The sequence below is a fragment of the Aminobacter aganoensis genome, from assembly GCF_014206975.1.
In the GTDB taxonomy this organism is placed as follows: domain Bacteria; phylum Pseudomonadota; class Alphaproteobacteria; order Rhizobiales; family Rhizobiaceae; genus Aminobacter; species Aminobacter aganoensis.
The window spans coordinates 103146-127840 of the sequence record NZ_JACHOU010000011.1; the positions used below are offsets into that span (position 1 = coordinate 103146).

Sequence of the window (24695 nt, forward strand, 5' to 3'; positions counted from 1 at the left end):
TCGAGCCATTGTTAACCATAGAGGTTAAGTCACGGTTAAGGATAACAGGTGGTTAGCGCGGCTCGGCAACCGGCCAACGAAAAACCGCCCGGCAGGGCCGGGCGGTTTGTGCAGATCGGGCTCCACGCGTCGTGATGACGCCAGGGCGATCAGTTCAGCGAATAACGGACGCCGAGCTTGAAGTCGTGCGAGGTTATGTCCTTGAAACGGATGCCGCTGTTGCCGGCAGGCGGGAACGGCTCGGCCGGGTCATCGTTCTTGAGCTCACCGGTCTGGCCGTCGCCGAGCGAAAGGAAGCTGTAGCCCAGGTCGATGGTCATGCGCTCGGTTGCCTTAATGCCGACACCGGCATGCAGCGCCCAGGCGAGATCCCAGCGCGACTTGTCGTCCGCGTAGGCGCCGCCACCGTTGATGATGTTGATATCGCGGAAGCTTGAGATGGTGTTCCGCGAAGCGCCGATGCCGGCGCCGAGATAAGGAGTCACGCCATAGAAGTCGCCGAGATCGGCATATGCGTTGGCCAGGAACAGCCATTCCGACTTCTTGCCGCGGTAGTCGTTGGTGGTGATGACGCCGGCATTGTCCTGCCAGTCCAGGGCGCTGAATTCGGAGTTGCCACGGTATTCGACGGTCAGGTCGCCGCGGAGGAAATCGTTGAACTGGTAGCCGACGCCGACACCGAAGGTCGGGGCGGCGCCGAATGTGCCCTCGTCATGCCAACCATGAGCATCCGGGAATGCGAACAGCTCCGATTCAAGCCGCTTGATACGCTGGTTGCTCATGCCGATGTGGCCGCGCAGGTACCAGCCGCCATAGGATGGCTGTTCGATCTCGATGACCGGCTCGGGCATGTCCGCGGCGAATGCCGGGGCAGTGACGCTGGCAAGCAGCGCGGCGGCGAACGCCTTCTTTCCAAAAATGCGCATGATTAAAACCCCATACCTGCGGACCCGCAACGCGCCCGACCATGACTAACCGGGATGGATAATGCTTGGTATAGGTTAAGGGCTGCTTAACCCTGACGATTAACTACGTTTTCTTGCGCCTCATGGTTGCCGGACTGCGCGAGCGGCGTCCGCGACAGCAAAAAAGCCCGCACGAGGCGGGCTTTCTTGGATCGGCGAAGTTGTTGGAAGTATCAGGCGGCCGAGCGGCTCTCGGCGATGACGCCGACGATGTCGTTGACCACTGTCTCGACCAGCTGCGGGTCGTCGCCCTCGGCCATGACGCGGATCAGCGGTTCGGTGCCCGAGGGGCGGATCACCAGGCGGCCGGTCTTGCCGAGCCGGTTGCGGCCGTCCTCGATCGCCGCCTTGACCAGCGCTTCCTCAAGTGGCTTGCCGCCGGAGAAGCGCACGTTCTTTAGCAGTTGCGGCACCGGCTCGAAGGTGCGGCTCAGTTCGCTCATCGGCTTGTTGGAGCGCTTGATGCAGGCCAGCACCTGGAGCGCTGCCACCAGCCCGTCGCCAGTGGTCGAGAAATCCGACAGCACGATGTGGCCGGACTGTTCGCCGCCGATGTTGAGGCCGTGCGCGCGCATCTGCTCGACGACGTAGCGGTCGCCGACCTTGGTGCGGTGCAGTTCGAGGTTGAGGTCGCCGAGATACCGCTCGAGGCCGAGATTGGACATCACGGTCGCCGCCACGCCGCCGCCGGCAAGGCGGCCGCTCTGCTGCCACGACTGGGCGATCAGCGCCATGATCTGGTCGCCGTCGACGATGGTGCCGTTCTCGTCGACGATGACGACGCGGTCGGCGTCGCCGTCGAGCGCGATGCCGATGTCGGCGCGGACCTCATGGATCTTCTTCTGCAGGCCGGCCGGATGGGTCGAGCCGCATTCGGCGTTGATGTTGAAGCCGTTGGGCTCGACATTGATCGCGATCACTTCGGCGCCGAGTTCCCACAATGCTGCGGGCGCCACCTTGTAGGCCGCGCCATTGGCGCAGTCGACGACGATGCGCAGGCCCGACAGCGACATCGAGCGGGGCAGGGTGCGCTTGGCGAATTCGATGTAGCGGTCATGCACGCCATCGACGCGCTTGGCCCGGCCGAGGCCGTCTGAATCGGCCAGCAGCGCCTCGACGTCCTGGTCGAGCATCGCCTCGATGCGTTCCTCGATCTCGTCCGAGAGCTTGTAGCTGTCGGGGCCGAACAGCTTGATGCCGTTGTCGTGGTAGGGGTTGTGCGAGGCCGAGATCATGACGCCGATGTCGGCGCGCAGCGAGCGCACCAGCATGGCAACGGCAGGCGTCGGGATCGGGCCGAGCAGGAACACATCCATGCCGGCGGCACACAGCCCGGCCACCAGCGCGTTCTCGATCATGTAGCCCGACAGCCGCGTGTCTTTGCCCAGCACCACGCGGTGGCGGTGGTTGCCGCGCTGGAACGACAGGCCGGCAGCCATGCCGACCTTCATCGCGATCTCTGCCGTCATCGGAAATTTGTTGGCCCGTCCGCGAATGCCGTCGGTGCCGAAATAGCGTCCAGCCATGATTAGCCTGTCCCCGTGAAGTCCACCCGCGCTTGCTTTGCCACAAGCTGGGCCGACCAACGCATCACATTTGGTGATTTTATGTCACAAAACCTTAGAAAAGGGTTGGATTTTTGAGGAAGGGGAATTGAGCATTTGTATTGCATTCATAGATAGGAAAATATTCCATAGGTTGGTATGCATTTAGCAATTCGGCAGTCTAGGCAAGGATATGAAGCTCGGCCAGCAGGTTCAACGAGACGGGAGGGATGAATATGTTGGAACTTAAGGGCAAGGATTTTCTGTTTGCGATGAACCAACTTTCCGAGCTGAATGAGATCGGAAAGATGGACTCAAAGTATCTTGTGGAACACAAGGAACAAGTTTCGTTTCTAAACTCTCAGTTGCGCGAAGAGCTAAAAAAATTGAATTTGCCTTTATCAATAATAGTTACTAACAGAATTGAAGGTGGTTTCAATCTTTGGAGCAATGGAAAATACTCAAGCGATACTGTTGCTAGTAACTTCTCGAAAAATATAGTCGACCTTCGAGCGCGCATCGAGGATGAACTGGAGAATAGCGTAATCTATTGCCTTTCTCCTTCGGAGGCGGTGTTTGCGCGTGCGACTGAACCGCCGTTTGGCGTCGAAGTCTTTGACAAGTTCCAAGATGCAGCAACCGATATCGAAGAAGCGCGAAAATGCATGGCTTTCGCCCGCTGGACTGGGGCGGTTTTTCACCTGATGCGCGCCATGGAACTGGGACTAACCCTGTTGGGGGGTAAATTGGGCGCCACCGTTCAAAATGCGCATGGCGGCTCTCTGTCTTGGGGCATCATCCTTTCAAATCTGGATGGTAGGATTGAACAGCTACCCAAGGGCGAAGAACGAAATCGCTGGTCGCAAGCAAGAGCGTTGCTCTACCATGTTAATCAGTGCTGGCGAACTGAAACGATGCACCCAAAGCAGACGTATACGGAAGAAGAGGCAAGGGCAGTCTACGATGCAACAGGATCGTTTTTGAGGTACCTGTCGGGTCTCGTATGAAAATCACATTTGATTGCGTCGGTCAGACCGCAATACCCGTTCGCTGTATGCTGCAAGTCGCCCCGCGCAGCATCGAGCTGTGCACCCAAAACTGACCCTCAATTGGCACCGTCCAAAAATGCAAAAACGCCGCCGAGTTTCCTCAGCGGCGTTTTTCATTCATTCAGCTTGCGCGAGCCTCAGTTCGACGGCTGGGGCTCCATGCCGCCTTCGGGCTCCGAGCCCTTTTTCTTGCCGCGGGTCGAGCCGGCCTTGGGTACGGCCGAGCCGCGCGAAGTCGGCGTGTCGTCGCCCATGTCGCGGGCGGGCTTGTTGCCGGCGATCAACTGCTTGATCTCCTCACCCGACAGCGTCTCGTATTCGAGCAGGCCCTCGGCGAGTGCGATCCAGTCCTTCTTCTTCTTGGTCAGGATGGTCCTGGCCGTCGAATAGGCCTCGTCGATCAGGCGGCGCACTTCGGCGTCGATGATCTGGGCGGTTTCTTCCGAGATGTTCTGGGTGCGCGCCACCGAATGGCCGAGGAACACCTCTTCCTGGTTGTCGCCATAGGCGACATGGCCAAGCTTGTCGGAGAAGCCCCAGCGGGTGACCATGGCGCGGGCCAGCTTGGTCGCCTGCTCGATGTCGGAGGAGGCACCCGAGGTGATGTTCTCCTTGCCGAACTTGAACTCCTCGGCGACGCGGCCGCCCATCATGATCGCGAGACGCGAGATCATGTACTTGTAGCTCATCGAGTAGCGGTCGCCTTCCGGCAGCTGCATGACCATGCCGAGCGCGCGTCCGCGCGGGATGATGGTCGCCTTGTGCAGCGGGTCGGCGGCCGGCACGTTGAGCGCCAGGATGGCGTGGCCGGATTCGTGATAGGCGGTCAGCTCCTTCTCGGCCTGGGTCATGGCCGAGGAGCGGCGCTCGGCGCCCATCATGATCTTGTCCTTGGCGTCCTCGAACTCCTGCATGGTGACGAGGCGCTTGTTGCGGCGCGCTGCCATCAGGGCGGATTCGTTGACGAGATTCATCAGGTCGGCGCCGGAGAAGCCGGGGGTGCCGCGGGCGACCGTCTTGAGGTCGACATTGGGCGCCAGCGGCACGTTGCGGACGTGGACCTTGAGAATCTTCTCGCGGCCGACGATGTCGGGGTTCGGCACCACGACCTGGCGGTCGAAGCGGCCCGGACGCAGCAGCGCGGGATCGAGAACGTCGGGACGGTTGGTCGCGGCGATCAGGATGATCGACTCGTTGGCTTCGAAGCCGTCCATCTCGACCAGCAACTGGTTCAGCGTCTGCTCGCGCTCGTCGTTGCCGCCGCCGAGGCCGGCGCCACGATGGCGGCCGACGGCGTCGATTTCGTCGATGAAGATGATGCAGGGCGCGTTCTTCTTGGCCTGCTCGAACATGTCGCGGACGCGGCTCGCGCCGACACCGACGAACATCTCGACGAAGTCCGAACCGGAGATGGTGAAGAACGGCACATTGGCTTCACCGGCGACGGAGCGGGCAAGCAGGGTCTTGCCGGTGCCGGGAGGGCCGACGAGCAGCACGCCGCGCGGGATCTTGCCGCCGAGGCGCTGGAACTTCTGCGGGTCGCGCAGGAACTCGACGATTTCTTCGAGGTCTTCCTTGGCTTCGTCGACACCGGCGACGTCGCCGAAGGTGACGCGGCCATGCGCCTCGGTCAGGAGCTTGGCCTTCGACTTGCCGAAGCCCATGGCGCGGCCGGAACCGGACTGCATCTGGCGCATGAAGAAGATCCACACGCCGAGGATCAGGATCATCGGCAGCCAGGACAACAGCACGGAGAAGATCGAGCCGGAGCCGTCATTCTCGGGGCGGGCGTTGATGGTGACGTTCTTTTCCTCAAGCCGCGACACCAGCGTCGGGTCGCCGGGCGAGTAGGTCTGGAAGCCTGTCGAGTTGTCGATATAGGTGCCGCTGATGCGGTCGCCGGCAATCGTCACCGTCTTGACGCGGCCCGAATTCAGATCCTGGAGGAACTGCGAATAGGCCACTTCGCTCGACGCGCCGCGGGTCTGCGGGGTCTGGAACAGATTGAACAGGGCGATGAGTAGAACGGCTATGATCGCCCACAGCGCGAAGTTGCGATAGTTCGGATTCATCGAATGTCCCGTTGGCGTCCGCGAGAGAACGCGCATGGTGTGAGTAAGCTTGCCCCTAACATAGGCACGGGCTGCCACATTGCCAAGCGCGTCCCTAAGTCTCGGTTAAGCTCCAACGCCAATGTGGCCACGGCATGGCGGGTCCGGGACATATGCGGTGCCGATCAAATTTTGGAGAGCCCGCGCAGGGGCGAGATCAAAGGCCGGCAGGAACCGCGCCCAGGGCGCGGCAACCGGGTTGGTACCTTCCCGTGACAGCAAGCCGGCGAAGGCTTCCCCCCGCCACGATGCCGGCTCGGCCGCAAGTGCGGACCGGACAAGACTTTCCGGCGCCGTCCCCTCGACCGGCAACGTCCTCGCCGTGATTGGACCGACAGGCGCGACCGCTAAACCGGTTCCCTGTTCTGATGGCTTAAGCCTGTAGCGGCCGTCCCAGATGCCGCCGGCGAGCGTGGCAGGCGCCGGCAGGCCGCGGTCCTCGCGCAGGACGAAGATCCCGGTCCGGCGTGCATCGACCAGGGCGCGCGACAATGTGGCGCGGGCCGGCTTGTCGGCCGCAATATTGTTCGCCAGACGCGCCAGCAGGCCCTGGACGCGGGTCTCGTCGGGCAGGTGAGGCACGCCACCGGCGACCGCGATCAGGATGCGCAGGGCGTAACATGCCGCGTCCCTGTCGGGCGCGTGGAGGAACGAAGGATCGAGGCGGAGCAGTCCCGGGGCCACCTTGCCTGCCAGCCCGGCCATCAGCTTGGCCGCTCGCTCGCCGAGTTCGGTCCGCGTTTCGCCAGCTTGCTGCGCTTCTGCAAGGGCCTGTTCGATACGTTCTCTGCCTTCGTCGCCGAGCGACAGCCGCACGCGCGGGCGCTCATAGGCGAGGTCGGTGTTGGTCGGGTCGTCGAGCCAGCCGATGCCACGTATGCTCAGTGCCGCGCGCAGCCTGTCGCGGCGTTGGCCGAGCAGCGGCCGGACGATCCAGATGCCGCCATCGAACAGGGTTGCCGGCGCCATGCCGGCGCTGCCGCGCCCGGCGCCGCGCATGCCGCGCATCAGCACCGTCTCGGCCTGGTCGTTGGCGGTATGCCCGGTGGCGACGACCGTTGCGCCTGCCGCGCGCGCGGCCTCGGCCAGGAGATCGTAGCGCGCGTCTCGTGCCGCGGCCGGGATGCCGGTCGAGGGTTTGTCGCCGCGCCACCGCATCGTGCGGTGGGCGATGCCATGGGACGCGCAAAGCCGTGCCACCTGTTCGGCCTCCGCGCCCGAGCCGGGCCGGAGCCCGTGGTCGACGGTGACGGCCATCAGCCGCGTCGAAGGCGCGTGCCGGGCGAGATGGGCTTGGAGAAGGAGAAGCAGGGCGGTCGAATCGCTGCCGCCGGAAACCGCTGCGACGATGGTCGTATGCGCGGCGAAGTCGAAACCGGAAAAGTCTGGGAAAAAATCGGTGTCGGTGGGCTGCGTCAGCACGCGGCGAGGGCCCGTTCCTGCTTGACCCGCTCCTTGATCGCGCCGGAGACATTGGGGTAGCGCTTGCCGATTTCGCCGAAGGTGGCGCAGGCAACTTCACGCTGCTTCAGGCCGACCAGCGAAACGCCGAGCTTCAGCATCATTTCGGGGGCCTTCTTGGACTTGGGGTATTCCTTGCTGGCGCTGAGGAAGATTTCGGCAGCGTCGCGGTATTTCTTTTGGCCGAGCAGCGACTCGCCGAGCCAGAAGCGTGCATCCGCCGTCTTGGGGTCGGCCGGGAAGCGCTGGATATGGTCGCGGAAGCCTTCTTCGGCGGTGGTGTAGTCGCCGGAAAGCACGAACTGATAGGAATTGCGGTAGAGCTCGTCGGGGTCGTCCGTAGAGGGCAGTGCCGCCACCGCCGTGCCATTGGCCTTGGGCTGTGCCGGCTGTGCGGCGGCCGGGGCCTGCGGCTGCGCCGGCGTTGCCGCCTGCTGGTCGATCGAGTCGGAAACGACATTGCCGTTCTTGTCGACGGTGATGGTGCCGAAGGTCCGCGGTGGGGCGCCCGTACCGCCGCCCTCGATGGTGGTGCCGGGTTCGCCGGTGCCGGAATCGACGATGACGTCCTCGACGCTCTGGCCGTTGGTTGCGGGTGCGGCGGCCTGCGCCTGACCCGATTGAGGCGCCGTGGGCGCCTCAACGATCGAGCTGTTGTTGGTGGTGCCGGAGGCGTCGGACTTCTTTTGCCCGCCGCCCTCGAGTTCCTGGAAGCGGAACTCGTTGTCTTCCTGCATTTTCCGCATCTGCTCCTGCATCTGCAGGATCTGGAAGTTCAGTTCCTCGATGCTGCCGTTGAGCTTGCGGATTTCTTCTTCAAGCGTGGTGACGCGCGGATCGCCTGCCTGGGCAAGCTGGATCGGGGCTTCGTGGTTCTCAGTCTTGCTGCCGAAGACGCCCGGCAGGCCGATTTTCGGAAGGTCGATGCCGATGCCGTCGCGCGCATGCGCCGCGGCCCCGGACAATAGGAAGATGGCAAGCGTGCCACTCAGGATTGATCGAAAATGCATTAGCCTCTCGCCGTGGAACGGAAATGGTTGCTTCGCGCCGATGCGCTCTCGTCGTTTATCAGGACCGGAGACTTCGGCCAAATTTTGTTTCAAAGGCCCCGATAAGCAAAAGGCGGCCCGAAGACCGCCTTTCGTTCGACTGTGTCGCTATTTGGCCGCTCAGCTGCCGGCGCCGGAGAGCGTCGTGACGGCACGACGGTTCTGCGACCAGCAGGAGATGTCGTCGCAGACGGCGACCGGACGTTCCTTGCCGTAGGAGATCGTCTTGAGGCGGTTCGAGGCAACGCCCTGCGAGATCAGGTAGTCGCGGGTGGCCGCGGCGCGACGGGCGCCCAGTGCCAGGTTGTACTCGCGGGTGCCGCGCTCGTCGGCATGGCCTTCGACCACGATCGCATACTGGCGATACTGGTTCAGCCACTGTGCCTGGCGGCTCAGGATGCCCTGCGCATCGGCGCGAACCGACGAGGAGTCGGTGTCGAAGAAGATGCGGTCGCCGACATTGACGGTGAAGTCCTGGGACGAGCCCGGGGTCGCCGCACCGGCGCCGCCGCCGAGGCCGAGGTCGGCCGCATTGTTGGGGGTCTTCTTCGAGGCGCAGCCGGCGATCGCCAGCGAAGCTACGAGCGCCACGACCACGGGGTTGGTTGCAAATTTCGCGATACGGCGCATCCCGCCTCTCCTTCGCATTCGAGTGATTTCGTTGAACATCCAGTAACCACGTTGCAGTTAACCGGCATTCAAGAAACGTGGTTAAAATTCAGTTTCCGCTCGCCCTTTGCGTCACCGCAGCGGCTGCAGTCAAACGTGCATTTCGCCGCGCACCCTAGGCGGAAATGCGGCAGAAAGGCGGCGTCATTGGGCATTTGACGCCGCCTGGTCCTTTGGTCGCGCCTGATGGCGCGTGGTTAACCGGCGGCTGTTTAGTCGAGCAGCGGCGACCAGGCCGGATCGGAGGCGAAGCCCGAGGTCGGGATCGCCTGTTCGTTGCGGCCGGTCAGGTCGACCGAATAGAGCTTGGGGCCGCCGCCGCCGGGCTGGTCGCGGAAGAACATCACGACGCGGCCGTTCGGCGCCCAGGTCGGGCCTTCCTGCTGGAAGCCGGTCGACAGGATGCGTTCGCCCGAGCCGTCGGTCTTCATCACGCCGATCTGGAACTGGCCGCCGGACTGCTTGGTGAAGGCGATCAGGTCGCCGCGCGGCGACCATACCGGCGTCGAATAGCTGCCGCCGCCGAAGGAGACGCGGGTCTGGCCGGAGCCGTCGGCGCCCATGACGTAGATCTGCGGCTGGCCGCCACGGTCGGAGGTGAAGACGACCTTCGAGCCGTCGGGCGAATAGGACGGCGAGGTGTCGATGGCGCTGGAGTTCGTCAGGCGCGTGGTGGTGCGGCTGCGCAGGTCCATCGAGAACACGTTGGAATTGCCGTCGTCGCGCAGCAGGCTCATGATCACCTTCTGGCCGTCGGGCGAGAAGCGCGGCGCAAAGGTCATGCCGGGGAAATTGCCGACGAGTTCGCGCTGGCCGGTCTCGATCTGCAGCAGATAGACCTGCGGCTGGCCGCTCTCGTAGGACATGTAGGTGATTTCCTGACGCGTCGGCGAAAAGCGCGGCGTCATTGCCATCGAACGTCCGTCCGAGAGGTAACGCACATTGGCGCCGTCCTGGTCCATGATGGCGAGGCGCTTCTTGCGCGCGGTCTTGGCGCCCGATTCGTCGATGAACACGACACGGGTGTCGAAGTAGCCCTTCTCGCCGGTCAGGCGCTCGTAGATCGCATCGGCGATGATGTGGGCGATGCGGCGCGAGTTGGTCTTGTTGGCGAAGAACTGCTCGCCGGCGAGCTGCTGGCCGGCGAAGGTGTCCCACAGCCGGAACTCGGCCTTGAGGCGGCCATCGGCCTCCTGGCTGACACGGCCGGTGACGAGTGCCTGGGCGTTGATGACCTTCCAGTCGTCGAAGCGCGGGGCAACGTCGGGGTTCGAGATCTTCTCGATGAAGGCGCCCTTGTCGATCGGCGCGAACAGCCCCGAGCGCTGCAGGTCGGCGGCGACGATGCCGGCGATCTCGGCGCCCATCGCGTCCCCCGACAGGAAGTCGGTGATGGCGATCGGCAGCGGCTCGACATTGCCCTTGTTGACGTCGATCTCGACCAGCGCGCGAGCGGGGAAGGTGGCGAACGCGGTCATGCCGCTCGCCATGGCGCCGATCAGGAGGATCGCTTTGATTACATGCTTCATAAGACAGGCCTCTTAGTTCCGGGTGAGCGCCAGGCGCTCAGAACATCTCGCTTGGGTCGAAGTTGACGATGACATCCGCCCAGGCTTCGTATTTGTCGGCGGGAAGATTGTAGGGGGCGCATTGCAGCACGGCGCGACGGGCCGATTCCGCTGCCGCGCGTTCGATGCCGGCGGCGCCACCGCCGGAGATGATCTCCGGCCGGCCTTCGATCTCGCCGGTCTGGCTCAGCTTGAACTGGACCGAAACCTTCAGCGCGCCGCCATCCATGGCGCCCGCCGGCACGTTCCAGCAACGCTGGATCTGGCCGCGCAGCGCATCCATCTCGCTCTGGCTGAGCTTGTTGCCGCCGGTGTCCTTCTTGCCGCCGAGCGATGCCTGCTCGGTTGAGCGCTTGGCGCCGCCGCCCGAAGGCTTCTGCTTGTTGAGCAGGGCGGCGACCTCGTCGGCGTTGAATTCCTTCTCTTCCGACTTCGGCTTCGACGCGGCCTCCTGGGCCTGCTTGTCGTCCTGCTTGCGGTCGGGCGTCTTGGCCGTCTGGGCCTGGGGCGGCTTGGGCTTGGCTTCGGGCGCCGGCGCGTTTTCCGGCAGCTTCACGGCTTCCGCCTCGGCCTGGTCGTTGACGATCGTCTCGGCAACCGGGTCCGGCTTGACATCCTGCTTGGGCTGCGGCTCGGGCGTCACTTCCGTCGCCGGCACGGGTGTCGGCTTGGGCTCGGCTTGCTTCGCCGGCTCGGGCTTCGGCTTTTCGGCCGGCTTCGGCTCGGGCTTGGGCGAGGGCGGGGGCGCTGCCGCGACGTCGACTTCCTTCTGGGTCGGCTCGGGCGTCGCCGGCTTGTCGCTGTCGATCTTGTTGTCGCCGACATTCTGGGCATCGGGCACGATGTCGGGACGGCTGGTCGGCTTGGGCGCCGGCTTTTCGTTGGCCGGGGCCTTCTTGTCGCCCTTCTGGATCTGGGTGATCGATTCCACCGGCACGATGTCGACCGGGAACGCCTCGACGTCGGCGACTTCGAGGGCGCTGGGCGCCGACAGCGTGAACAGGCCGAAGCCCAGCATCGCTGCATGCAGAACCACAGATGTCGTGAGGCCGGTCTTCATTTTGCGGGCTACTGGTCCTGTTCCTGCAGCGTGACGAGGCCGATCTTGTTGTAACCGGCGGCCTGGATGCGAGCCATGACCTTCATCACCGTGCCGTAGTCGGCGGTCTTGTCGCCGCGCACGTAGATGCGCTCCTCGTAGCCGGCCTTGGCGATGGCGCCGAGCTTGGCGACAACCTCGTCGATCGGAATCTCGGTCTCCTGGATGTGGACCTGGCCGGCTTCGTTGATCGAAATGGTGATCGGCTGCGTTTCCGAGTTCAGCGCCTTGGCGGCCGTCTCGGGCAGGTCGATCGGCACGCCGACGGTCATCAGCGGTGCGGCCACCATGAAGATGATGAGCAGCACCAGCATGACGTCGACGAAGGGCGTGACGTTGATTTCGGACATCAGGCCATGATGGCGGCCGCGCCGCCGGTGGCCGCGCCCGCCGCGGCCCGAACCGCCCGCGCTAACTGACATACCCATGGTCTACTCCTCAGGCCCGCTGCGCGACTTTTTCATCGATTTGGCGCGAGAGTATGGCGGAGAACTCGTCGGCAAAGCCTTCCATCCGGACGGCGATCTTGCCGGCGTCTGATGACAGCTTGTTGTAGGCGATGACGGCGGGAATGGCGGCCAGCAGGCCGATCGCGGTGGCCAGCAGCGCCTCGGCGATGCCGGGGGCGACGACCGCGAGATTGGTCGATTTCGAGCCGGCGATGGCCTGGAACGAGGTCATGATGCCGACGACGGTGCCGAACAGGCCGATGAAGGGGGCGGCCGAGCCGATGGTGGCGAGGAAGCCGAGGCGGCCTTCCAGCCGCTCCATCTCGCGCGTCAGCGCCAGGTCCATCGCCTTGTCGATCCGAGTCTGCAGCGCCAGCGGCGACTTGGCGCCTTTCTCGAAGCTCTTCTTCCACTCGCGCATGGCGGAGACGAAGATCGCGCTCATGCCGGTGGTCTTGCGATCCGACAGGTTGCGGTATAGCTCTTCCAGCGACTGGCCGGACCAGAAGATCTGTTCGAAGCGGTTCAGCGCCGCGCGCATGCGGTTATAGGCGACCAGCTTGTCGACGATGATGGCCCAGGTCCACACCGACGCGCCGAGCAGGCCCAGCATCACCAGCTTGACCACCCAGCCGGCCTGCCAGAACAGCGCCCAGATCGACAATTCCGCGCCGGTCTGGGCGAGAGGTAGGTTTTCCATCGTGTAACAGTCCTTAGATTTCCGAGGCTGGCTTTCGGCCAGCCTTAGCGCATCATCCCGTCGTGGTCCGTTCGCGCGAAGCTTCCGGAAGTGCCCCAAAATGCGCCTTTCGCGGCCTTTTCGGGGCGAAATTTGGTGAAAGGAAGGCCGCTCGGAATCCTTACGACTTTCACTGAGCCCTTAATGGACCGTTATGGTTAAGGATGGGTTAGGAATATGCCGCCGCGCTAACGTGTCGCCATCCGCAGCAAGGCCTGCGGCGGGTTGGTGGCCGGAATCGCCGCCCTGGCGTCACACGATCTTGTGATCGGCGCATCTCTTCGAGGGTGCTGGGCCATGCCTGCAGACATCGGATCGGCGTCGGATGCGACCGCTTCAGGACGCCGCGGGCATGAAGACTTCGATCCAGTCCTTGGGGAAGCGCCTGGGGCGGCCGTTTTCGCCGATGATCGCCGCCTCGACCCTGGCTTCGACCAGCACTTCGTCGCCGCGCTTCAACTGCTGGGCCATGGTGATACGGGCACCCGAAATCTCCACCGTGCGGGTGTCGATCGTCAGCACGTCGTCGATCCGCGCCGAGGCGCGAAAGTCGATCTCCATGCGGCGCACGATCCAGACGATCTTCTCGCCATGCTTGCCGTCGGCGAGCTCGGTGTGGTGGACGCCGGCAAGGCGAAGGAAATCCGAGCGGCCGCGCTCGAAGAACTCGAGATAGCGCGCATGGTAGACGACGCCAGAGAAGTCGGTGTCGGCATAATAGACCCGCGCCGCCAGCCGATGCCCGAATGGCGTCAGCGTACCGGAAAGGCCGGCAGCCAGCGCGTCTTCTTCACCATGATCGGCCATGGGACTTTCCTTTTTCGGGGCTTTTGGGCACCAGTCTTGTCTGTAGCGAACCGGATGGCAGCAATAGTGGCGATGATCAAGACCTCACTCGTGGCGTTGCTGGCGCTGGCGCTGTCGGTCTGCGCGGCGGGCGCGGCGACGTTTTCAATGAAGCGCGGCATCAATCTCGACATCTGGGACACCTGGCCGGACGAGGCCCGCTGGGGCGATGCCGAGGCCATCCTGCCGTTTCCCGAATGGCGCAAGCGGCTGGGCACAGCCGATCTCGATGCGCTTAAGGCCGATGGTTTCGACGTCGTGCGCATTCCCGTCGACCCTTCGGTCCTCCTGTCGGAAAAGACCGGGGCGCTGCGCGAGCGATTGTTCGAAAGCGTTCTGGAATCGGCCCGGCTCGTCAATGCGGCGGGGCTCAAGGCGGTCGTCGATCTCCATCTCTTTCCCGCCGGCGGCAATCGCAAGATCGGCATGGCCCAGGTCATGGACGACCCTTCCTTGTTCGACGGTTACGTCGACCTTGTCCGCCAGATGGGGCTCACGCTTGCCGGGGAGGACCCGGCCCTGGTCGCATTCGAAGTGATGAACGAGCCGGTCGTCGATTGCGAGCCGGGGCAAACCAAGGCCTGGCCCGGGCGCCTCAAGCGCCTCTACGCTGCCGCCCGCGCCTCGGCGACACGGCTGACGCTGGTGTTGTCGGGCGGCTGCTGGGCCAGTGCCGAAGGTCTCGCGGCCATCGACCCGAAGGACATCCCGGACGACAACGTCATCTGGACCTTTCACAGTTACGCGCCCTTCCTGCTCACCCACCAGGGCGCGACCTGGGCCGGAGACTTCATTCCCTACGTCACCGGGCTGCCTTATCCGCCGCATGCCGTGCCACGCGCCGAACTCGACACCGCACTCGAGAAGGTCAGGGAAAAGATCAGGTCCGAAGCACCCCTGCTGCGCCGTTCCGGCCTGCTGTCCTATCTCGACGAGCAGGTGGCCACCCTCGACACCAAGGCCAAGCTAGACGCGCTGCTCGATACGCCGTTTCGGCTGGTTTCCGACTGGGCCAGCAAGAAAGGCATTGCGCCTGAGAACATCTATCTCGGCGAGTTCGGCATGATCCGCCAGGAGTACGGCAATCCATTCGTCATGCCTGGGTCCTGGCGTGCTGCCTATGTCGGCGACATGATCGCCCGTGCCGAGGCGCATGGCTTTGCCTGGTCGATCTGGGGCTATGGCGGCGCCTTCGGCATCGTCGATGAATTCGAAGGCCGGAAGGCTGAGCCGGGCGTGCTGGAGGCGATCAGGAAGCTGAGGTGAACTTGGGTCCTGATTTCTATCATTGATTGTAGGAATATTTTCTTGTACCATTGCCTTTGTTTGGCGATGGGATGAGCATGACGAACACAAGTGAAGACCAGGCGCTCAGAAAGCTCCGCGCAAGACATGCTGCGCTTGACGTGGACATCAAACTGCTGCGCCTTCGGCTGAAAGCCGGCTTCAATCCAAGCCAACCGCGCGTGCCCGCCGGAGATCCCGACGGGGGGCAGTGGACGGACGGCGGTGGAGGTGCGGGACGCTCGCGGCCGAACCGCAACCCCGGTGGAGTTGGAACGCCGCCCATCAAGACGCCAGGCAGGGATGCCGCGGTGGGAGTAGCGCCAGCACGCGTTGCGACGCGTGCCGGCCCACGACACAGCCCGGCAAATCCCCACGTCCGGCACACGGTGACCCTGGCCGGAGGAAGGCGTTTCGTCTTCCAGACCGAAGGTGCGACACAAACCGTGACGGATGGCGCAGGCAATCCGGTCAGCAAAACGGTGTGGACGCCGACAGGGCCGATGTCCCTGCCTGTGATTCAACGTGTCAATGCGCCGGTTGCTCGGCAAGCTTTCGAGGCGGGGCGGCAGCTCTACAATCACCTTTCGGTTGGCAATACGCGCGACCAGAAGGCGTGCCTTGCATTTACGGCCAAGGAATTCCGGCCGAACGGGTCGTTGCTGACGCCGTTGAGCTTTGTCGGCATACTCTCGCGCGCAGAGACGGAGAAGGTCTGCACCAAGCTCGAACTCGTCCAAAGGCTGTCGGACGAAGCGATGCAGGAGGCCAGGCTCGCCGGGCCGTATTCGAGTGCCACGGTGTTCGGCACGGCGGTGCATTCGCGGTTACATAACAAAATCGTAGCTCTCAACGATCCGACCCTAAGGTCGGAACAGTCTTTGCTGAAACGAATCGAGGAGACCGTGATCGATTTCAGCGCGGTGCGCGTCGATGTTTTGGAAGATCGAGATGTTGGCCCGATCTGTGTTTATGATCTCAAAACAGGAAGACGGGGGCTTAGCCGCAGCCGGGCCATCGAGTTTGCGAGGCGGCTTGCCTATCTTGGCCGTCCGATCGTCATCATCGAAGTGAGGCCTTACGAATGACCGCTTCGGAACTCATCAAGCGTCGTCTCGGCCCCGTTCTGAAACGCCATCCGGATCTCGGGATGATCGGCCGCTGGATTGTCATGAAGCCGATCAGGCATGTGCTTCGCGGAATTGTCATGCTGAGCCGTGACCACGATTCCTTCGTCGTCCCCCAATGGGCCGTCACCCATTTCTGCGAACCAGTCGGCAACTTCCCACTCAACTGGGGCGAGCGTCTCTATCGGGACAGCCCAGGTCTTTGGCTGTGGGACGACCCCGATATGCCGGAATACTTCATCTCAAAGCTTGAAAGTGTGGTGCTGCCCATCTTTCGCAGCATCCAGACGCTGGACGATCTGGTCGGCTATGTCGAAACCAAGCCGCTCCCGTATCGCCATTTCGAGATCGACGAACTGCGCGGCGCCTGCCTGCATGCGGCGCGTGGCGATCTGGAGACGGCAAGGGCCAAGCTCGACGATCTCAGGAATGGCCGATCCTTGTGGTGCATTCCAGGCTTTGCCGAAGCGGAAGTGGCGGCGGTCGTCGATGGGCTCGGGCCGGCGCTCGACAAAGGCGACAGGCTTGCTATTGCCCGGCAACTGGCCAACTGGGAAGAAGCGCGCATGGCCAAACTGCCCAAAGGCTTCGCCCGCATCTGGGAGCCGACGCCGTTCCCGGTGGAGCAGGCACTGTAGCGCGGCGGCACGATGCCGAAGCCCAGGCTGTCCGAGAAGGTCTGGTCGCTGCCGCCCTGGAAGAAACGCGGCGTGTGATCAAGATCCAGCGCCCGTGCGGCGTCGCTCGAAACGCTGTTCGCGCACGCCGCCCGACCATTGGTCGCGCTCCTCCTCGGCAACGAGGGTGAAGCCAAAGGACTCGTAGAGATGGCGCGCGGGGCCGAGCCCGGCGAATGTCGTGAGGTAGACGCCTGGAAAGCCTCTGGCGCCGACATGCGCCATGGCCTGTTCCATCAGCCGCCGGCCGAGGCCGGTGCCACGCGCGCCGTCGCTGGTGATGAACCAGCGCAGATGCGCCAGCGGCTCGACTGGCGTGGACGCTTCGATGCTGATCGTGCCCAGCAGGCTGCCATCGTCGGCGTATTCGGCGGCGAAGAAATCCTGGCCTTGCCTGAAGTCGCGCAGGAAGGCCGACAACTCGCCGGCGACCTTGGCTTCGAAGAGCAAGCCGAAGCCCCATTCCCGGGCGTAATATTCGGCGTGCAACCGGACGATGTCGGCTATCACTCCCGGGCGATAGCCGAGCATGTGTCAATCCTCTTCCTGGAACAGGTTGATCTGCTGCACGGACAGCTCCCTCGGCACGTCGAGGCCAAGGTGTTTCCAGGCATTCGCCGTCAGCATGCGGCCACGCGGCGTGCGCTGGATGAAGCCCTGCTGGATCAAATAGGGCTCGATGATGTCCTCGATCGCATCGCGCGGCTCGGACAGGCCGGCGGCGATGGTCTCGATGCCGACCGGGCCGCCACCGAAATTCATCGCGATCATCGACAGGTAGCGCCGGTCGAGTTGGTCGAGGCCGAGCGCATCGACCTCGAGCCGCGACAGTGCCTCGTCGGCAATGCGGCGGTCGACCGGACCCGAGCCGGCGACGGCTGCGAAATCGCGGACACGCCGCAGCAGACGGCCGGCAATGCGCGGCGTACCGCGCGCGCGCCGTGCGATCTCGATGGCGCCGTCGTCGGCGAGCGGCATACCGAGAATGCGAGCGCCGCGGCGCACGATCAGTTCGAGTTCCTCGACCGTGTAGAAATTGAGCCGGGTCGGGATGCCGAAGCGGTCACGCAGTGGGTTGGTGAGCAGGCCAAGCCGGGTGGTGGCGGCGACGAGCGTGAATTTCGCCAGGTCGATCTTGACCGAGCGCGCCGCCGGGCCTTCGCCGATGATCAGGTCGAGCTGGTAGTCCTCCATCGCCGGATAGAGGATTTCCTCGACCGCCGGGTTGAGCCGGTGGATCTCGTCGATGAACAGCACGTCGCGTTCCTCGAGATTGGTGAGCAGTGCCGCGAGATCGCCGGCCTTGGCGATGACCGGGCCCGAGGTCGAGCGGAAATTGACGCCGAGCTCGCGCGCCATGATCTGGGCGAGCGTCGTCTTGCCGAGGCCGGGCGGGCCGACGAAGAGCACATGGTCGAGCGCCTCGCCACGCCCCTTGGCAGCCTCGATGAAGATCTTCAGGTTGGCGCGCGCCGCCGCCTGGCCGACGAAATCGTCCAGGGTCTGCGGCCGCAGGCTGTTGTCGGCGTCTTCGCCGCGCTTTTCCGGGGTGATGAGGCGGGTGGGCGTGTTCATGCCTTCGTCCTCGCATGGCGCCTGTCTGCGGGCAAGGCAATCACCGCGCCAGCTCCTTCAGGCCGAAACGGATCAGCTTGGAGGAATCGGCGTCGTCGCCGGCGGTCTTCATGGCGGCGGCAATGGCGTTGGCGGCGATGTCGCGGGAATAGCCGAGATTGACCAGCGCCGAGACCGCATCCGCGATCGGGGCAGGGGCGACACCCTCGCCGAGCTCCTGCTTGAGGCCGATCGTGCCCGAGGCTTCCCCGGCGAAGGCCGGCGCCTTGTTCTTGAGTTCGGTGACGATGCGTTCGGCGACCTTCTTGCCGACGCCGGGCGCACGGCTGACCATGGCGATGTCGCGCAGCGCGATGGCATTGGCCAGATCGGCCGGCGCCAGCGTCGACAGGATGGCGAGCGCCACCTTGGCGCCGACGCCGGGGACGTTGTTTTGCAGCAGCCTGAACCATTCGCGCTCCAGCTCGGACTTGAAGCCGTAGAGGCGGATCATGTCTTCGCGGACATAGGTCTCGATATGGAGGATCGCGGCTTCGCCGGCCCCGGGCAGGGCGGCGAGCGTCCGCGCCGAGCAATAAGCGACGTAGCCGACGCCGTGGACGTCCAGCACGCAATAGTCCTCGCCGATCTCGTCGACGGTGCCCTTCAATTTGCCGATCATGTGCTGCTTTCCGTCATGGATGGGTGTCGGGTGCGATGATGTCGAGGTCGGGGAAGTAGCTGCGATAGCGCGTGGCGTCGCGCGTCAACAGACGGTGCCCCGCCACCTGCGCATGCGCGCCGATGAGGAAGTCGGGCAGGGTGCGGTCGCGGGTTCCACCCGAACGCCGGTACCTCGCATGCGCCAGTCCGGCGAGGAAGGCGGCGTCCCATGGGATTTGTTCGCGACGTGGCTTGAGCCACGCCAGGGCGCCTTCGAGGCCTGCTTGGTCGCGCACCGGCGATGCGAGTTCCGACCAGATGATCGGGTTGATCGCGATTTCGCCTGCATGGAAACACACCTCGAGATGCCTCGCGGACCAGCCGCCCCTGAGTTGTTCCGGCAGCAAGACGTCGATGAAGATGTTGGTGTCAACGAGGGTCGAGATCGTCACGCGGCCCCCGCAGCCATTCCATGTAGTCGTCAGCGGTCATGCCACCGAGATCGACCGTACCTGCAACACGATCCAACCATTGCTTGAACTGTTGCGCCCTTTCCTCGGGCGTTTGTGCCGGCCGGATCGGGACGATGCGGGCACCTTCCTGATCGGTCACGAAATCCACCTCCGAGCCGGGCTCGATGCCAAGCCGGTCGCGGATCTCCTTGGGGATGGTCACCTGGCCTTTGGTCGTCACGCGCATGGTAATACCTCGTTGGTATTACTTACGTGTCGTGAGAGAACAAGTCAAGAACATGGCGCTGCCGCGGGTAACGGCTCCAGCGCCAGAACCAGGGGCTCGCCGCTACCGTTCCCTCGCCAGGGCCGACAACTCGTCGGCGCCGGCAGACTGATCGGCAGCACCTTCGAGGCGGTCGAGAATGGCCAGGAACCGGTCCAGCCGGTCGCGGTCGGCCAGCCTGTTGATCTCGTCCTTGGGTACGATGGTGATCTTGCCGCCCTCGATGCCGAAGATCACTTCGGTATTGGCGCCGATACCGAATGTTTCGCGCAGGTCGCGCGGAATCGTCACCTGTCCCTTGCTCGTCACGCGCATGGAATCATCCTTCTCTTACGGGGAAGGCATGTCCCCATGAATGGAACAAGTCAAGAACATCAAGCCTGCGCGGCAAGTGCTGCAAGCCGGTAGGCCGGGCTCTGGCGATGGTGCGCGTGGCAGATGGCGATGGCCAGCGCGTCGGCCGCGTCGGCGGTGTCGAAGCCGGCCTTGGGCAACAGTACCTTGACCATCATGGCGATCTGCTTCTTGTCGCCGTGGCCGACGCCGATCACCGCCTTCTTGACGGCGTTGGGCGAATATTCGGCGACCGCCAGCCCGGCGCGGGCCGGCACCAGCATGGCGATGCCGCGGGCCTGGCCAAGCTTCAGCGTGGCGGTGGCGTCCTTGTTGACGAAGGTCGCCTCGACCGCTGCTTCATGCGGCATCTCGCGATGGAGCACGTCGGCAAGGCCGTCGTGCAACTGGCACAGCCGGCTGGCCAGCGCCGCCTTGCTGTCGGAACGCACCGTGCCGGAGGCGACGAAGCGCAGCGAGTTGCCGAGCGATTCGATGATGCCCCAGCCAGTGCGCTGAAGGCCCGGGTCGATGCCAATGATGCGAATCGTCTCTCTCATCCGCGAACTCTATCTCCACGGATGCAGGACGCCAGAAAAATGTGAACAAAATAGCAACGATCCCCGCATTGGCGAGGACTGTGCCGGCGCCTAGTTGCGGGCGAATGCAGTGTTGAGCAGGCTGATCTGGTCGGAGACGGGGTTGCTGCGGCGCATCGCCTGCACTGGCACGACGGTAGCACCGTTGCCATAGATCTCCTCGTCCATGCGGCGGACATGCGCCTGCAGGCGAAGCGAGCGGCGGACGAGGTCGACGAAATCGGCAGGCAATTCGTTCCAGCCGGCGGCGTCGTCATGGGCGGAAGCGGTGTCGAGGCGTACCTTCGATTTCTCGGAGGCGACCTGGTCGCGGGTCATCTCGCCGGAGTTGGCGGCCCGCTGCAGCAGAAGCCAGGATGCGATCTGCATCAGTCGCGTGGTCAGCCGCATCGATTCGGCGGCGTAAAGCGTGGCGGCAAGCCGCGACAGCTTCTTGGCCTCGACGCGTCCGGCGCCGTCGAGATACTCGGCGGCCTGTTCGACCAGCCCCATGCCCTCGTTGTAGAGAGGCTTGAAGGACGGCGAAAACACCCGCCTTTCGGCGAGCTTGATGGTATTTCCGCTTTCCCTCGAAGGCTCGTTCATCATCGCTACCCTGCAACCCTGATCCGCGTACTGCCCGTCTTTGGCGACGGATTCTGCGCGGTCCGCTCCTATACGCCAAGCCCGATGAAAATGCGCTTCCGCTCATGCGAACGCAAGCGCATGTTTAACAAAGGGTTAACGCGGCGGATTGGAGCGCTTTTGGAGGGCGCTCCACGGACCTGCGCGCGAAAAAAAAGAGCCGCGGAAAAGCGCGGCTCTCAGGAGTTTAACAGGGAGGCGTCAAACAAAGTGGCTCCAACCACTCGGTAAGAATCCAGATGACTGGATACGCACAGTAAACAACTGGAATGCTTAATGGACGCTTAAGGACGTTGCCGATTTGTCGTTGACTGTGCCGACACGGCACAACCCTGCCGTGGAGAACGCCCCGCCGGTGCTGCGCCGACTCACGACTTCCAGACGACCGGAAGTGCTATGACGGCAAACAGCAACATCGCCGCGTAGAAGCCCATCGACGACATCGCGACCACAGGCTCGATCGCGGGATTGCCGCCGAGCAGGAAGAACAGTCCGACCAGAAGTCCGATGCCGCTGATGGCCGTCAGCCAGAAATGGATCTTGGCCAGCATCTTGTCCCGCGCCACGGGGAACAGATGATAGAAGACGGCGAACACCGCCGACATCAGCCAGCCTGCCACCATGGTGTGGGCGTGGACCGGCATCTGCGTGTGGTCCTGGCTGATCGACATGTGCAGGCCGAGCGCCATGCCGGCCAGCGCATAGACGATGGCGAGCGTGAAGAAATTCCGTGCTACCCCTTGCATATCCTTGCTCCGATTGCCTTTTCCCCCCGCAGGGAATGGGTTGGTGACGACGAACAGGTCGGTGCCGGCGCATTAGCACCGGCCGTGTTTCCGCCGCATGCCGCGCTGCTGCACGGCATGCTTCCGGTCTCGTTACATTGGAAGCTGGATCAGCCAGCCGTTGCCTCCCCGCGGCCGGGTTCCGGATGCGCGCCGTCCCCACGGCGCATGTAAACATACCATGCCTTCAGGCCCGTTGCCCAACCGTCGCCATGTCCGGCGATTGGAATTTCCGCAGTTTTCCGGGGGTCTTTCGCCTCAGTCCGGCCAGCGGCCGGCGCCCGTGCTGTACAGACCCTTCCAACTCGTCCGCCTGGAGCCCGGCAGTCATGTGGATCAGCCAATGCGTCAACCTCTCGGGTGGGTCTGCCGAAACATTCGGCGATCCGCGCCGACACAATGGCGAAACAGCGCCGGTGCTATTTGCCGCGCCGAAAATCAGCGTCGCCAGAGAGATGGGTTGCCGCGTTTTCGGGAAACCGGATTGGAAAGGTTCGGAGATGGATTTGTATTCTCTCGTCAAGCTGCTGCATGTCGTGGCGGCCGTGCTCTGGGTCGGCGGCGGCTTCGCGCTCATGCTGCTTGCGGCGCGGGCCGACCGTGCCGGCGACACCCAGGGCATGCTGCAGGTGATGCGTTCGGTCGGCGAACTCGGCAACCGGCTGTTCATGCCGGCATCGCTGGTCACGCTCCTGCTCGGGCTCGTCATGTGCTGGTTCTGGGTCGGCTTCCGCGATCTCTGGATCGTCATCGGCCTTGCCGGCTACGCAACGACCTTCCTGGTCGGTACATTGGTGTTCAAGCCGTCGGCCGACCGCATGTCGGCGCTCATCGCCCGCGAGGGCGTCACGCCCGCCGTTCTCGACCAGGGCCGGCGCATCCTCAAGGTGGCGCGCTTCGATTATGCGGTGATGCTGGTCATCGTCGCCGACATGGTGCTCAAGCCGACAGCGGCGGACGTGCCGATCCTGCTCGCCATGGCCGCCGTGCTCGGCCTTGGCCTGTGGGCCGCTTTCGACGGGCTGCGGCCGGCCCCCGCCGTCTCGGCCTGACGGGCGAAACGGCGCTGGGCGCTGGGGCTCCGGTCATCCCCTGGCCATGTCGCGCAGGCGGAATTTCTGGATCTTGCCGGTCGATGTCTTGGGGATCTCGGCGAAGATCACCGCCTTCGGCACCTTGAAACGGGCAAGCAGGCCGCGGCAGTGCTCGATGATCTCGGCTTCCGTCGCTACCTTGCCCGGTTTCAGCTCGACATAGGCAACGGGCACCTCGCCCCACTTGTCGTCGGCGCGGGCGACCACGCCGCAGGAGGCGACAGCCGGGTGCTTGTAGAGCGCGTCCTCGACCTCGATCGACGAGATGTTCTCGCCGCCCGAGATGATGATGTCCTTGGAGCGATCCTTGAGCTGGATGTAGCCGTCGGGATGCATCACGCCGAGGTCGCCGGAATGGAACCAGCCGCCGGCGAAGGCCTCGTCGGTGGCCTTCGCGTTCTTGAGATAGCCCTTCATGACGATGTTGCCGCGGAACATCACCTCGCCGATGGTCTCGCCATCGTCGGGCGTCCGCTCCATCGTCTCGGGATTCATGACCGTCAGGCCTTCGAGTGCGGCATAGCGCACGCCCTGCCGCGCCTTCTTCGCCGTGCGCGGATCCTTGTCCAGCCCGTCCCATTCGCCGTGCCACTCGTTGACGACGGCCGGCCCATAGGTCTCGGTCAGGCCGTAGAGATGGGTAACGGCGAAACCGGCATCGGCCATGCCAGACAGCACCGCCTCGGGTGGCGGGGCTGCTGCCGTGTTGAAGGTCACCGCCTGCGGAAAGCTGCGCTTTTCTTCGTCCCTGGTGTTGATCAGCAACGACATGACGACAGGCGCGCCGCAGAGATGGGTGACGCCATGGTCGGCGATTGCCGCGTACATCTGCCCGGCGCGCACCCAGCGCAGGCAGACATGAGTGCCGGCCTGGACCGCGAGGGTCCAGGGAAAGCACCAGCCGTTGCAGTGGAACATCGGCAGCGTCCAGAGATAGACGCAGTGCTTGCCCATGCTGGCATGGATGGTGTTGGAATAGGCCATCAGCGCGGCACCGCGATGGTGGTAGACCACGCCCTTGGGGTTGCCAGTCGTGCCGGAGGTGTAGTTGAGCGAAATGGCGTCCCACTCGTCGTCGGGCATCGACCAGGCAAAGGTCTCTTCGCCCGAGGCAACGAACGCCTCGTAGTCGAGGCTGCCGATGGGTTCGCCCTTGGGGTAGGGGGCATCGGCGGGATATTCGGGATCGTCATAGTCGATGACCAGCGGCTTGACGGTTGCCAGCGCCAGCGCCTCCCTGACCACGCCGGAGAATTCGCGGTCGACGATCAGGAGCTTGGTCTCGGCATGGTCGAGCTGGAAGGCGATGATCGCCGCGTCGAGCCTGGTGTTGAGCGAATGCAGCACGGCCTTGGTCATCGGCACGCCGAAATGCGCTTCCAGCATCGGCGGCGTGTTGGACAGCATCACCGTCACAGTGTCGCCCTTGCCGATGCCCTTGGCTGCAAGGGCCGAGGCGAGCTTCAGCGAGCGGCGCCAGAAATCGCGGTAGGTCAGGCGCTGGCCGCCATGGATGATCGCGACATGGTCGGGAAAGGTCTTGGCGGCACGTTCGAGCAAGGTCAGCGGCGTCAGCGGCTGGTGATTGGCGGGGTTCTTGTCGAGGTTTTCCTCGTATGGCCGACCCATCGGTGTTCTCCCTGATCTACCGGATCAAGATAAGAGACT

Annotated in this window: 26 protein-coding genes; 5 read left to right on the forward strand and 21 right to left on the reverse strand. The window is 63.9% G+C overall.

Annotated features, from left to right (window positions below; all coding sequences use genetic code 11):
• Positions 1 to 149 precede the first annotated feature (149 nt).
• Positions 150 to 926 (reverse strand): outer membrane protein, encoded by a 777-nt coding sequence (locus GGR00_RS19210; RefSeq protein WP_055974596.1) that lies wholly within the window; start codon positions 924 to 926, stop codon positions 150 to 152.
• 212 nt (positions 927 to 1138) lie between these two features.
• Complete coding sequence (glmM, locus tag GGR00_RS19215) at positions 1139 to 2491, reverse strand: phosphoglucosamine mutase (protein WP_055974593.1); 1353 nt, start codon at positions 2489 to 2491, stop codon at positions 1139 to 1141.
• Positions 2492 to 2745: 254 nt separating this feature from the next.
• On the opposite strand from glmM, the gene GGR00_RS19220 reads away from it, so the two are divergent.
• Entirely contained in the window at positions 2746 to 3516 is a 771-nt protein-coding gene (locus GGR00_RS19220) for a hypothetical protein (RefSeq protein ID WP_184700422.1), read from the forward strand.
• 179 nt (positions 3517 to 3695) lie between these two features.
• Here the strand turns inward: GGR00_RS19220 and ftsH are convergent, their stop codons facing one another.
• The 9 genes from ftsH to ybgC all read right to left on the reverse strand — a co-directional run bounded on the left by ftsH (position 3696) and on the right by ybgC (position 13510).
• Positions 3696 to 5630: an ATP-dependent zinc metalloprotease FtsH gene (gene ftsH, locus GGR00_RS19225; RefSeq protein WP_184700423.1), complete on the reverse strand. Its 1935-nt coding sequence runs from the start codon at positions 5628 to 5630 to the stop codon at positions 3696 to 3698.
• A 105-nt stretch (positions 5631 to 5735) separates the two neighbouring features.
• Positions 5736 to 7091 carry a tRNA lysidine(34) synthetase TilS gene (gene tilS / locus GGR00_RS19230; RefSeq protein WP_343065595.1) on the reverse strand — a complete coding sequence of 452 codons (1356 nt, stop codon included), beginning with the start codon at positions 7089 to 7091 and terminating at the stop codon, positions 5736 to 5738.
• Entirely contained in the window at positions 7085 to 8140 is a 1056-nt protein-coding gene (ybgF, locus tag GGR00_RS19235) for a tol-pal system protein YbgF (protein ID WP_055974582.1), read from the reverse strand. The genes tilS and ybgF overlap by 7 nt, the downstream gene beginning before the upstream one ends.
• A gap of 159 nt (positions 8141 to 8299) precedes the next feature.
• Positions 8300 to 8809, reverse strand: a complete 510-nt coding sequence (gene pal / locus GGR00_RS19240) for a peptidoglycan-associated lipoprotein Pal (protein ID WP_055974579.1) — start codon at positions 8807 to 8809, stop codon at positions 8300 to 8302.
• A gap of 251 nt (positions 8810 to 9060) precedes the next feature.
• Complete coding sequence (gene tolB, locus GGR00_RS19245; RefSeq protein WP_246441492.1) at positions 9061 to 10338, reverse strand: Tol-Pal system beta propeller repeat protein TolB; 1278 nt, start codon at positions 10336 to 10338, stop codon at positions 9061 to 9063.
• A gap of 76 nt (positions 10339 to 10414) precedes the next feature.
• Entirely contained in the window at positions 10415 to 11476 is a 1062-nt protein-coding gene (locus tag GGR00_RS19250; RefSeq protein ID WP_055974574.1) for a hypothetical protein, read from the reverse strand.
• Between the two features lie 8 nt (positions 11477 to 11484).
• On the reverse strand, positions 11485 to 11943 hold the full coding sequence (gene tolR / locus GGR00_RS19255) for a protein TolR (protein WP_055974571.1): 459 nt from the start codon (positions 11941 to 11943) through the stop codon (positions 11485 to 11487).
• A gap of 10 nt (positions 11944 to 11953) precedes the next feature.
• Entirely contained in the window at positions 11954 to 12664 is a 711-nt protein-coding gene (tolQ, locus tag GGR00_RS19260) for a protein TolQ (protein WP_055974568.1), read from the reverse strand.
• Between the two features lie 375 nt (positions 12665 to 13039).
• Positions 13040 to 13510: a tol-pal system-associated acyl-CoA thioesterase gene (ybgC, locus tag GGR00_RS19265; protein ID WP_055974564.1), complete on the reverse strand. Its 471-nt coding sequence runs from the start codon at positions 13508 to 13510 to the stop codon at positions 13040 to 13042.
• 54 nt (positions 13511 to 13564) lie between these two features.
• Here ybgC and GGR00_RS19270 point away from each other — a divergent pair, with 54 nt between their 5' ends.
• The 3 genes from GGR00_RS19270 to GGR00_RS19280 all read left to right on the forward strand — a co-directional run bounded on the left by GGR00_RS19270 (position 13565) and on the right by GGR00_RS19280 (position 16598).
• Entirely contained in the window at positions 13565 to 14815 is a 1251-nt protein-coding gene (locus GGR00_RS19270) for a glycoside hydrolase family 5 protein (RefSeq protein ID WP_184700427.1), read from the forward strand.
• Positions 14816 to 14886: 71 nt separating this feature from the next.
• Positions 14887 to 15921: a hypothetical protein gene (locus GGR00_RS19275; RefSeq protein ID WP_184700429.1), complete on the forward strand. Its 1035-nt coding sequence runs from the start codon at positions 14887 to 14889 to the stop codon at positions 15919 to 15921.
• On the forward strand, positions 15918 to 16598 hold the full coding sequence (locus GGR00_RS19280; protein ID WP_184700430.1) for a hypothetical protein: 681 nt from the start codon (positions 15918 to 15920) through the stop codon (positions 16596 to 16598). The genes GGR00_RS19275 and GGR00_RS19280 overlap by 4 nt, the downstream gene beginning before the upstream one ends.
• Before the next feature lie 78 nt (positions 16599 to 16676).
• Here the strand turns inward: GGR00_RS19280 and GGR00_RS19285 are convergent, their stop codons facing one another.
• The 9 genes from GGR00_RS19285 to GGR00_RS19325 all read right to left on the reverse strand — a co-directional run bounded on the left by GGR00_RS19285 (position 16677) and on the right by GGR00_RS19325 (position 21894).
• Positions 16677 to 17168 carry a GNAT family N-acetyltransferase gene (locus GGR00_RS19285; protein WP_055974551.1) on the reverse strand — a complete coding sequence of 164 codons (492 nt, stop codon included), beginning with the start codon at positions 17166 to 17168 and terminating at the stop codon, positions 16677 to 16679.
• Between the two features lie 3 nt (positions 17169 to 17171).
• The gene (ruvB, locus tag GGR00_RS19290; protein ID WP_184700432.1) at positions 17172 to 18212 is read right to left on the reverse strand and encodes a Holliday junction branch migration DNA helicase RuvB; all 1041 of its coding nucleotides are present in this window, start codon (positions 18210 to 18212) and stop codon (positions 17172 to 17174) included.
• 40 nt (positions 18213 to 18252) lie between these two features.
• Positions 18253 to 18873: a Holliday junction branch migration protein RuvA gene (ruvA, locus tag GGR00_RS19295; RefSeq protein ID WP_184700434.1), complete on the reverse strand. Its 621-nt coding sequence runs from the start codon at positions 18871 to 18873 to the stop codon at positions 18253 to 18255.
• A gap of 13 nt (positions 18874 to 18886) precedes the next feature.
• Positions 18887 to 19306 (reverse strand): PIN domain-containing protein, encoded by a 420-nt coding sequence (locus tag GGR00_RS19300; RefSeq protein WP_184700436.1) that lies wholly within the window; start codon positions 19304 to 19306, stop codon positions 18887 to 18889.
• Complete coding sequence (locus tag GGR00_RS19305; protein ID WP_055974539.1) at positions 19284 to 19553, reverse strand: AbrB/MazE/SpoVT family DNA-binding domain-containing protein; 270 nt, start codon at positions 19551 to 19553, stop codon at positions 19284 to 19286. The genes GGR00_RS19300 and GGR00_RS19305 overlap by 23 nt, the downstream gene beginning before the upstream one ends.
• A 102-nt stretch (positions 19554 to 19655) precedes the next feature.
• A complete protein-coding gene (locus tag GGR00_RS19310; RefSeq protein ID WP_055974536.1) occupies positions 19656 to 19907 on the reverse strand; it encodes an AbrB/MazE/SpoVT family DNA-binding domain-containing protein in 252 nt (83 codons plus the stop codon).
• Positions 19908 to 19966: 59 nt separating this feature from the next.
• Positions 19967 to 20485: a crossover junction endodeoxyribonuclease RuvC gene (ruvC, locus tag GGR00_RS19315; RefSeq protein WP_055974533.1), complete on the reverse strand. Its 519-nt coding sequence runs from the start codon at positions 20483 to 20485 to the stop codon at positions 19967 to 19969.
• Between the two features lie 90 nt (positions 20486 to 20575).
• Positions 20576 to 21109, reverse strand: coding sequence for a protease adaptor protein RcdA (rcdA, locus tag GGR00_RS19320; RefSeq protein WP_055975432.1), 534 nt, complete (start codon positions 21107 to 21109; stop codon positions 20576 to 20578).
• A gap of 407 nt (positions 21110 to 21516) precedes the next feature.
• Positions 21517 to 21894, reverse strand: coding sequence for a hypothetical protein (locus tag GGR00_RS19325; protein WP_055974525.1), 378 nt, complete (start codon positions 21892 to 21894; stop codon positions 21517 to 21519).
• Positions 21895 to 22433: 539 nt separating this feature from the next.
• Here GGR00_RS19325 and GGR00_RS19330 point away from each other — a divergent pair.
• Positions 22434 to 22985 carry a DUF2269 family protein gene (locus tag GGR00_RS19330; protein WP_055974522.1) on the forward strand — a complete coding sequence of 184 codons (552 nt, stop codon included), beginning with the start codon at positions 22434 to 22436 and terminating at the stop codon, positions 22983 to 22985.
• Between the two features lie 33 nt (positions 22986 to 23018).
• Here the strand turns inward: GGR00_RS19330 and GGR00_RS19335 are convergent, their stop codons facing one another.
• Positions 23019 to 24656, reverse strand: a complete 1638-nt coding sequence (locus GGR00_RS19335; protein WP_055974519.1) for an acyl-CoA synthetase — start codon at positions 24654 to 24656, stop codon at positions 23019 to 23021.
• Between the last annotated feature and the right edge of the window lie 39 nt (positions 24657 to 24695).

Bases quoted from the DNA above. Each gene is read 5' to 3' on its own strand.
- GGR00_RS19210 (WP_055974596.1), bottom strand. From the start codon at position 926: ATGCGCATTTTTGGAAAGAAGGCGTTCGCCGCCGCGCTGCTTGCCAGC.
- glmM (WP_055974593.1), bottom strand. From the start codon at position 2,491: ATGGCTGGACGCTATTTCGGCACCGACGGCATTCGCGGACGGGCCAAC.
- GGR00_RS19220 (WP_184700422.1), top strand. From the start codon at position 2,746: ATGTTGGAACTTAAGGGCAAGGATTTTCTGTTTGCGATGAACCAACTT.
- ftsH (WP_184700423.1), bottom strand. From the start codon at position 5,630: ATGAATCCGAACTATCGCAACTTCGCGCTGTGGGCGATCATAGCCGTT.
- ybgF (WP_055974582.1), bottom strand. From the start codon at position 8,140: ATGCATTTTCGATCAATCCTGAGTGGCACGCTTGCCATCTTCCTATTG.
- pal (WP_055974579.1), bottom strand. From the start codon at position 8,809: ATGCGCCGTATCGCGAAATTTGCAACCAACCCCGTGGTCGTGGCGCTC.
- tolB (WP_246441492.1), bottom strand. From the start codon at position 10,338: ATGGCGAGCGGCATGACCGCGTTCGCCACCTTCCCCGCTCGCGCGCTG.
- GGR00_RS19250 (WP_055974574.1), bottom strand. From the start codon at position 11,476: ATGAAGACCGGCCTCACGACATCTGTGGTTCTGCATGCAGCGATGCTG.
- tolR (WP_055974571.1), bottom strand. From the start codon at position 11,943: ATGGGTATGTCAGTTAGCGCGGGCGGTTCGGGCCGCGGCGGGCGCGGC.
- tolQ (WP_055974568.1), bottom strand. From the start codon at position 12,664: ATGGAAAACCTACCTCTCGCCCAGACCGGCGCGGAATTGTCGATCTGG.
- ybgC (WP_055974564.1), bottom strand. From the start codon at position 13,510: ATGGCCGATCATGGTGAAGAAGACGCGCTGGCTGCCGGCCTTTCCGGT.
- GGR00_RS19270 (WP_184700427.1), top strand. From the start codon at position 13,565: ATGGCAGCAATAGTGGCGATGATCAAGACCTCACTCGTGGCGTTGCTG.
- GGR00_RS19275 (WP_184700429.1), top strand. From the start codon at position 14,887: ATGAGCATGACGAACACAAGTGAAGACCAGGCGCTCAGAAAGCTCCGC.
- GGR00_RS19280 (WP_184700430.1), top strand. From the start codon at position 15,918: ATGACCGCTTCGGAACTCATCAAGCGTCGTCTCGGCCCCGTTCTGAAA.
- GGR00_RS19285 (WP_055974551.1), bottom strand. From the start codon at position 17,168: ATGCTCGGCTATCGCCCGGGAGTGATAGCCGACATCGTCCGGTTGCAC.
- ruvB (WP_184700432.1), bottom strand. From the start codon at position 18,212: ATGAACACGCCCACCCGCCTCATCACCCCGGAAAAGCGCGGCGAAGAC.
- ruvA (WP_184700434.1), bottom strand. From the start codon at position 18,873: ATGATCGGCAAATTGAAGGGCACCGTCGACGAGATCGGCGAGGACTAT.
- GGR00_RS19305 (WP_055974539.1), bottom strand. From the start codon at position 19,553: ATGCGCGTGACGACCAAAGGCCAGGTGACCATCCCCAAGGAGATCCGC.
- GGR00_RS19310 (WP_055974536.1), bottom strand. From the start codon at position 19,907: ATGCGCGTGACGAGCAAGGGACAGGTGACGATTCCGCGCGACCTGCGC.
- ruvC (WP_055974533.1), bottom strand. From the start codon at position 20,485: ATGAGAGAGACGATTCGCATCATTGGCATCGACCCGGGCCTTCAGCGC.
- rcdA (WP_055975432.1), bottom strand. From the start codon at position 21,109: ATGAACGAGCCTTCGAGGGAAAGCGGAAATACCATCAAGCTCGCCGAA.
- GGR00_RS19325 (WP_055974525.1), bottom strand. From the start codon at position 21,894: ATGCAAGGGGTAGCACGGAATTTCTTCACGCTCGCCATCGTCTATGCG.
- GGR00_RS19330 (WP_055974522.1), top strand. From the start codon at position 22,434: ATGGATTTGTATTCTCTCGTCAAGCTGCTGCATGTCGTGGCGGCCGTG.
- GGR00_RS19335 (WP_055974519.1), bottom strand. From the start codon at position 24,656: ATGGGTCGGCCATACGAGGAAAACCTCGACAAGAACCCCGCCAATCAC.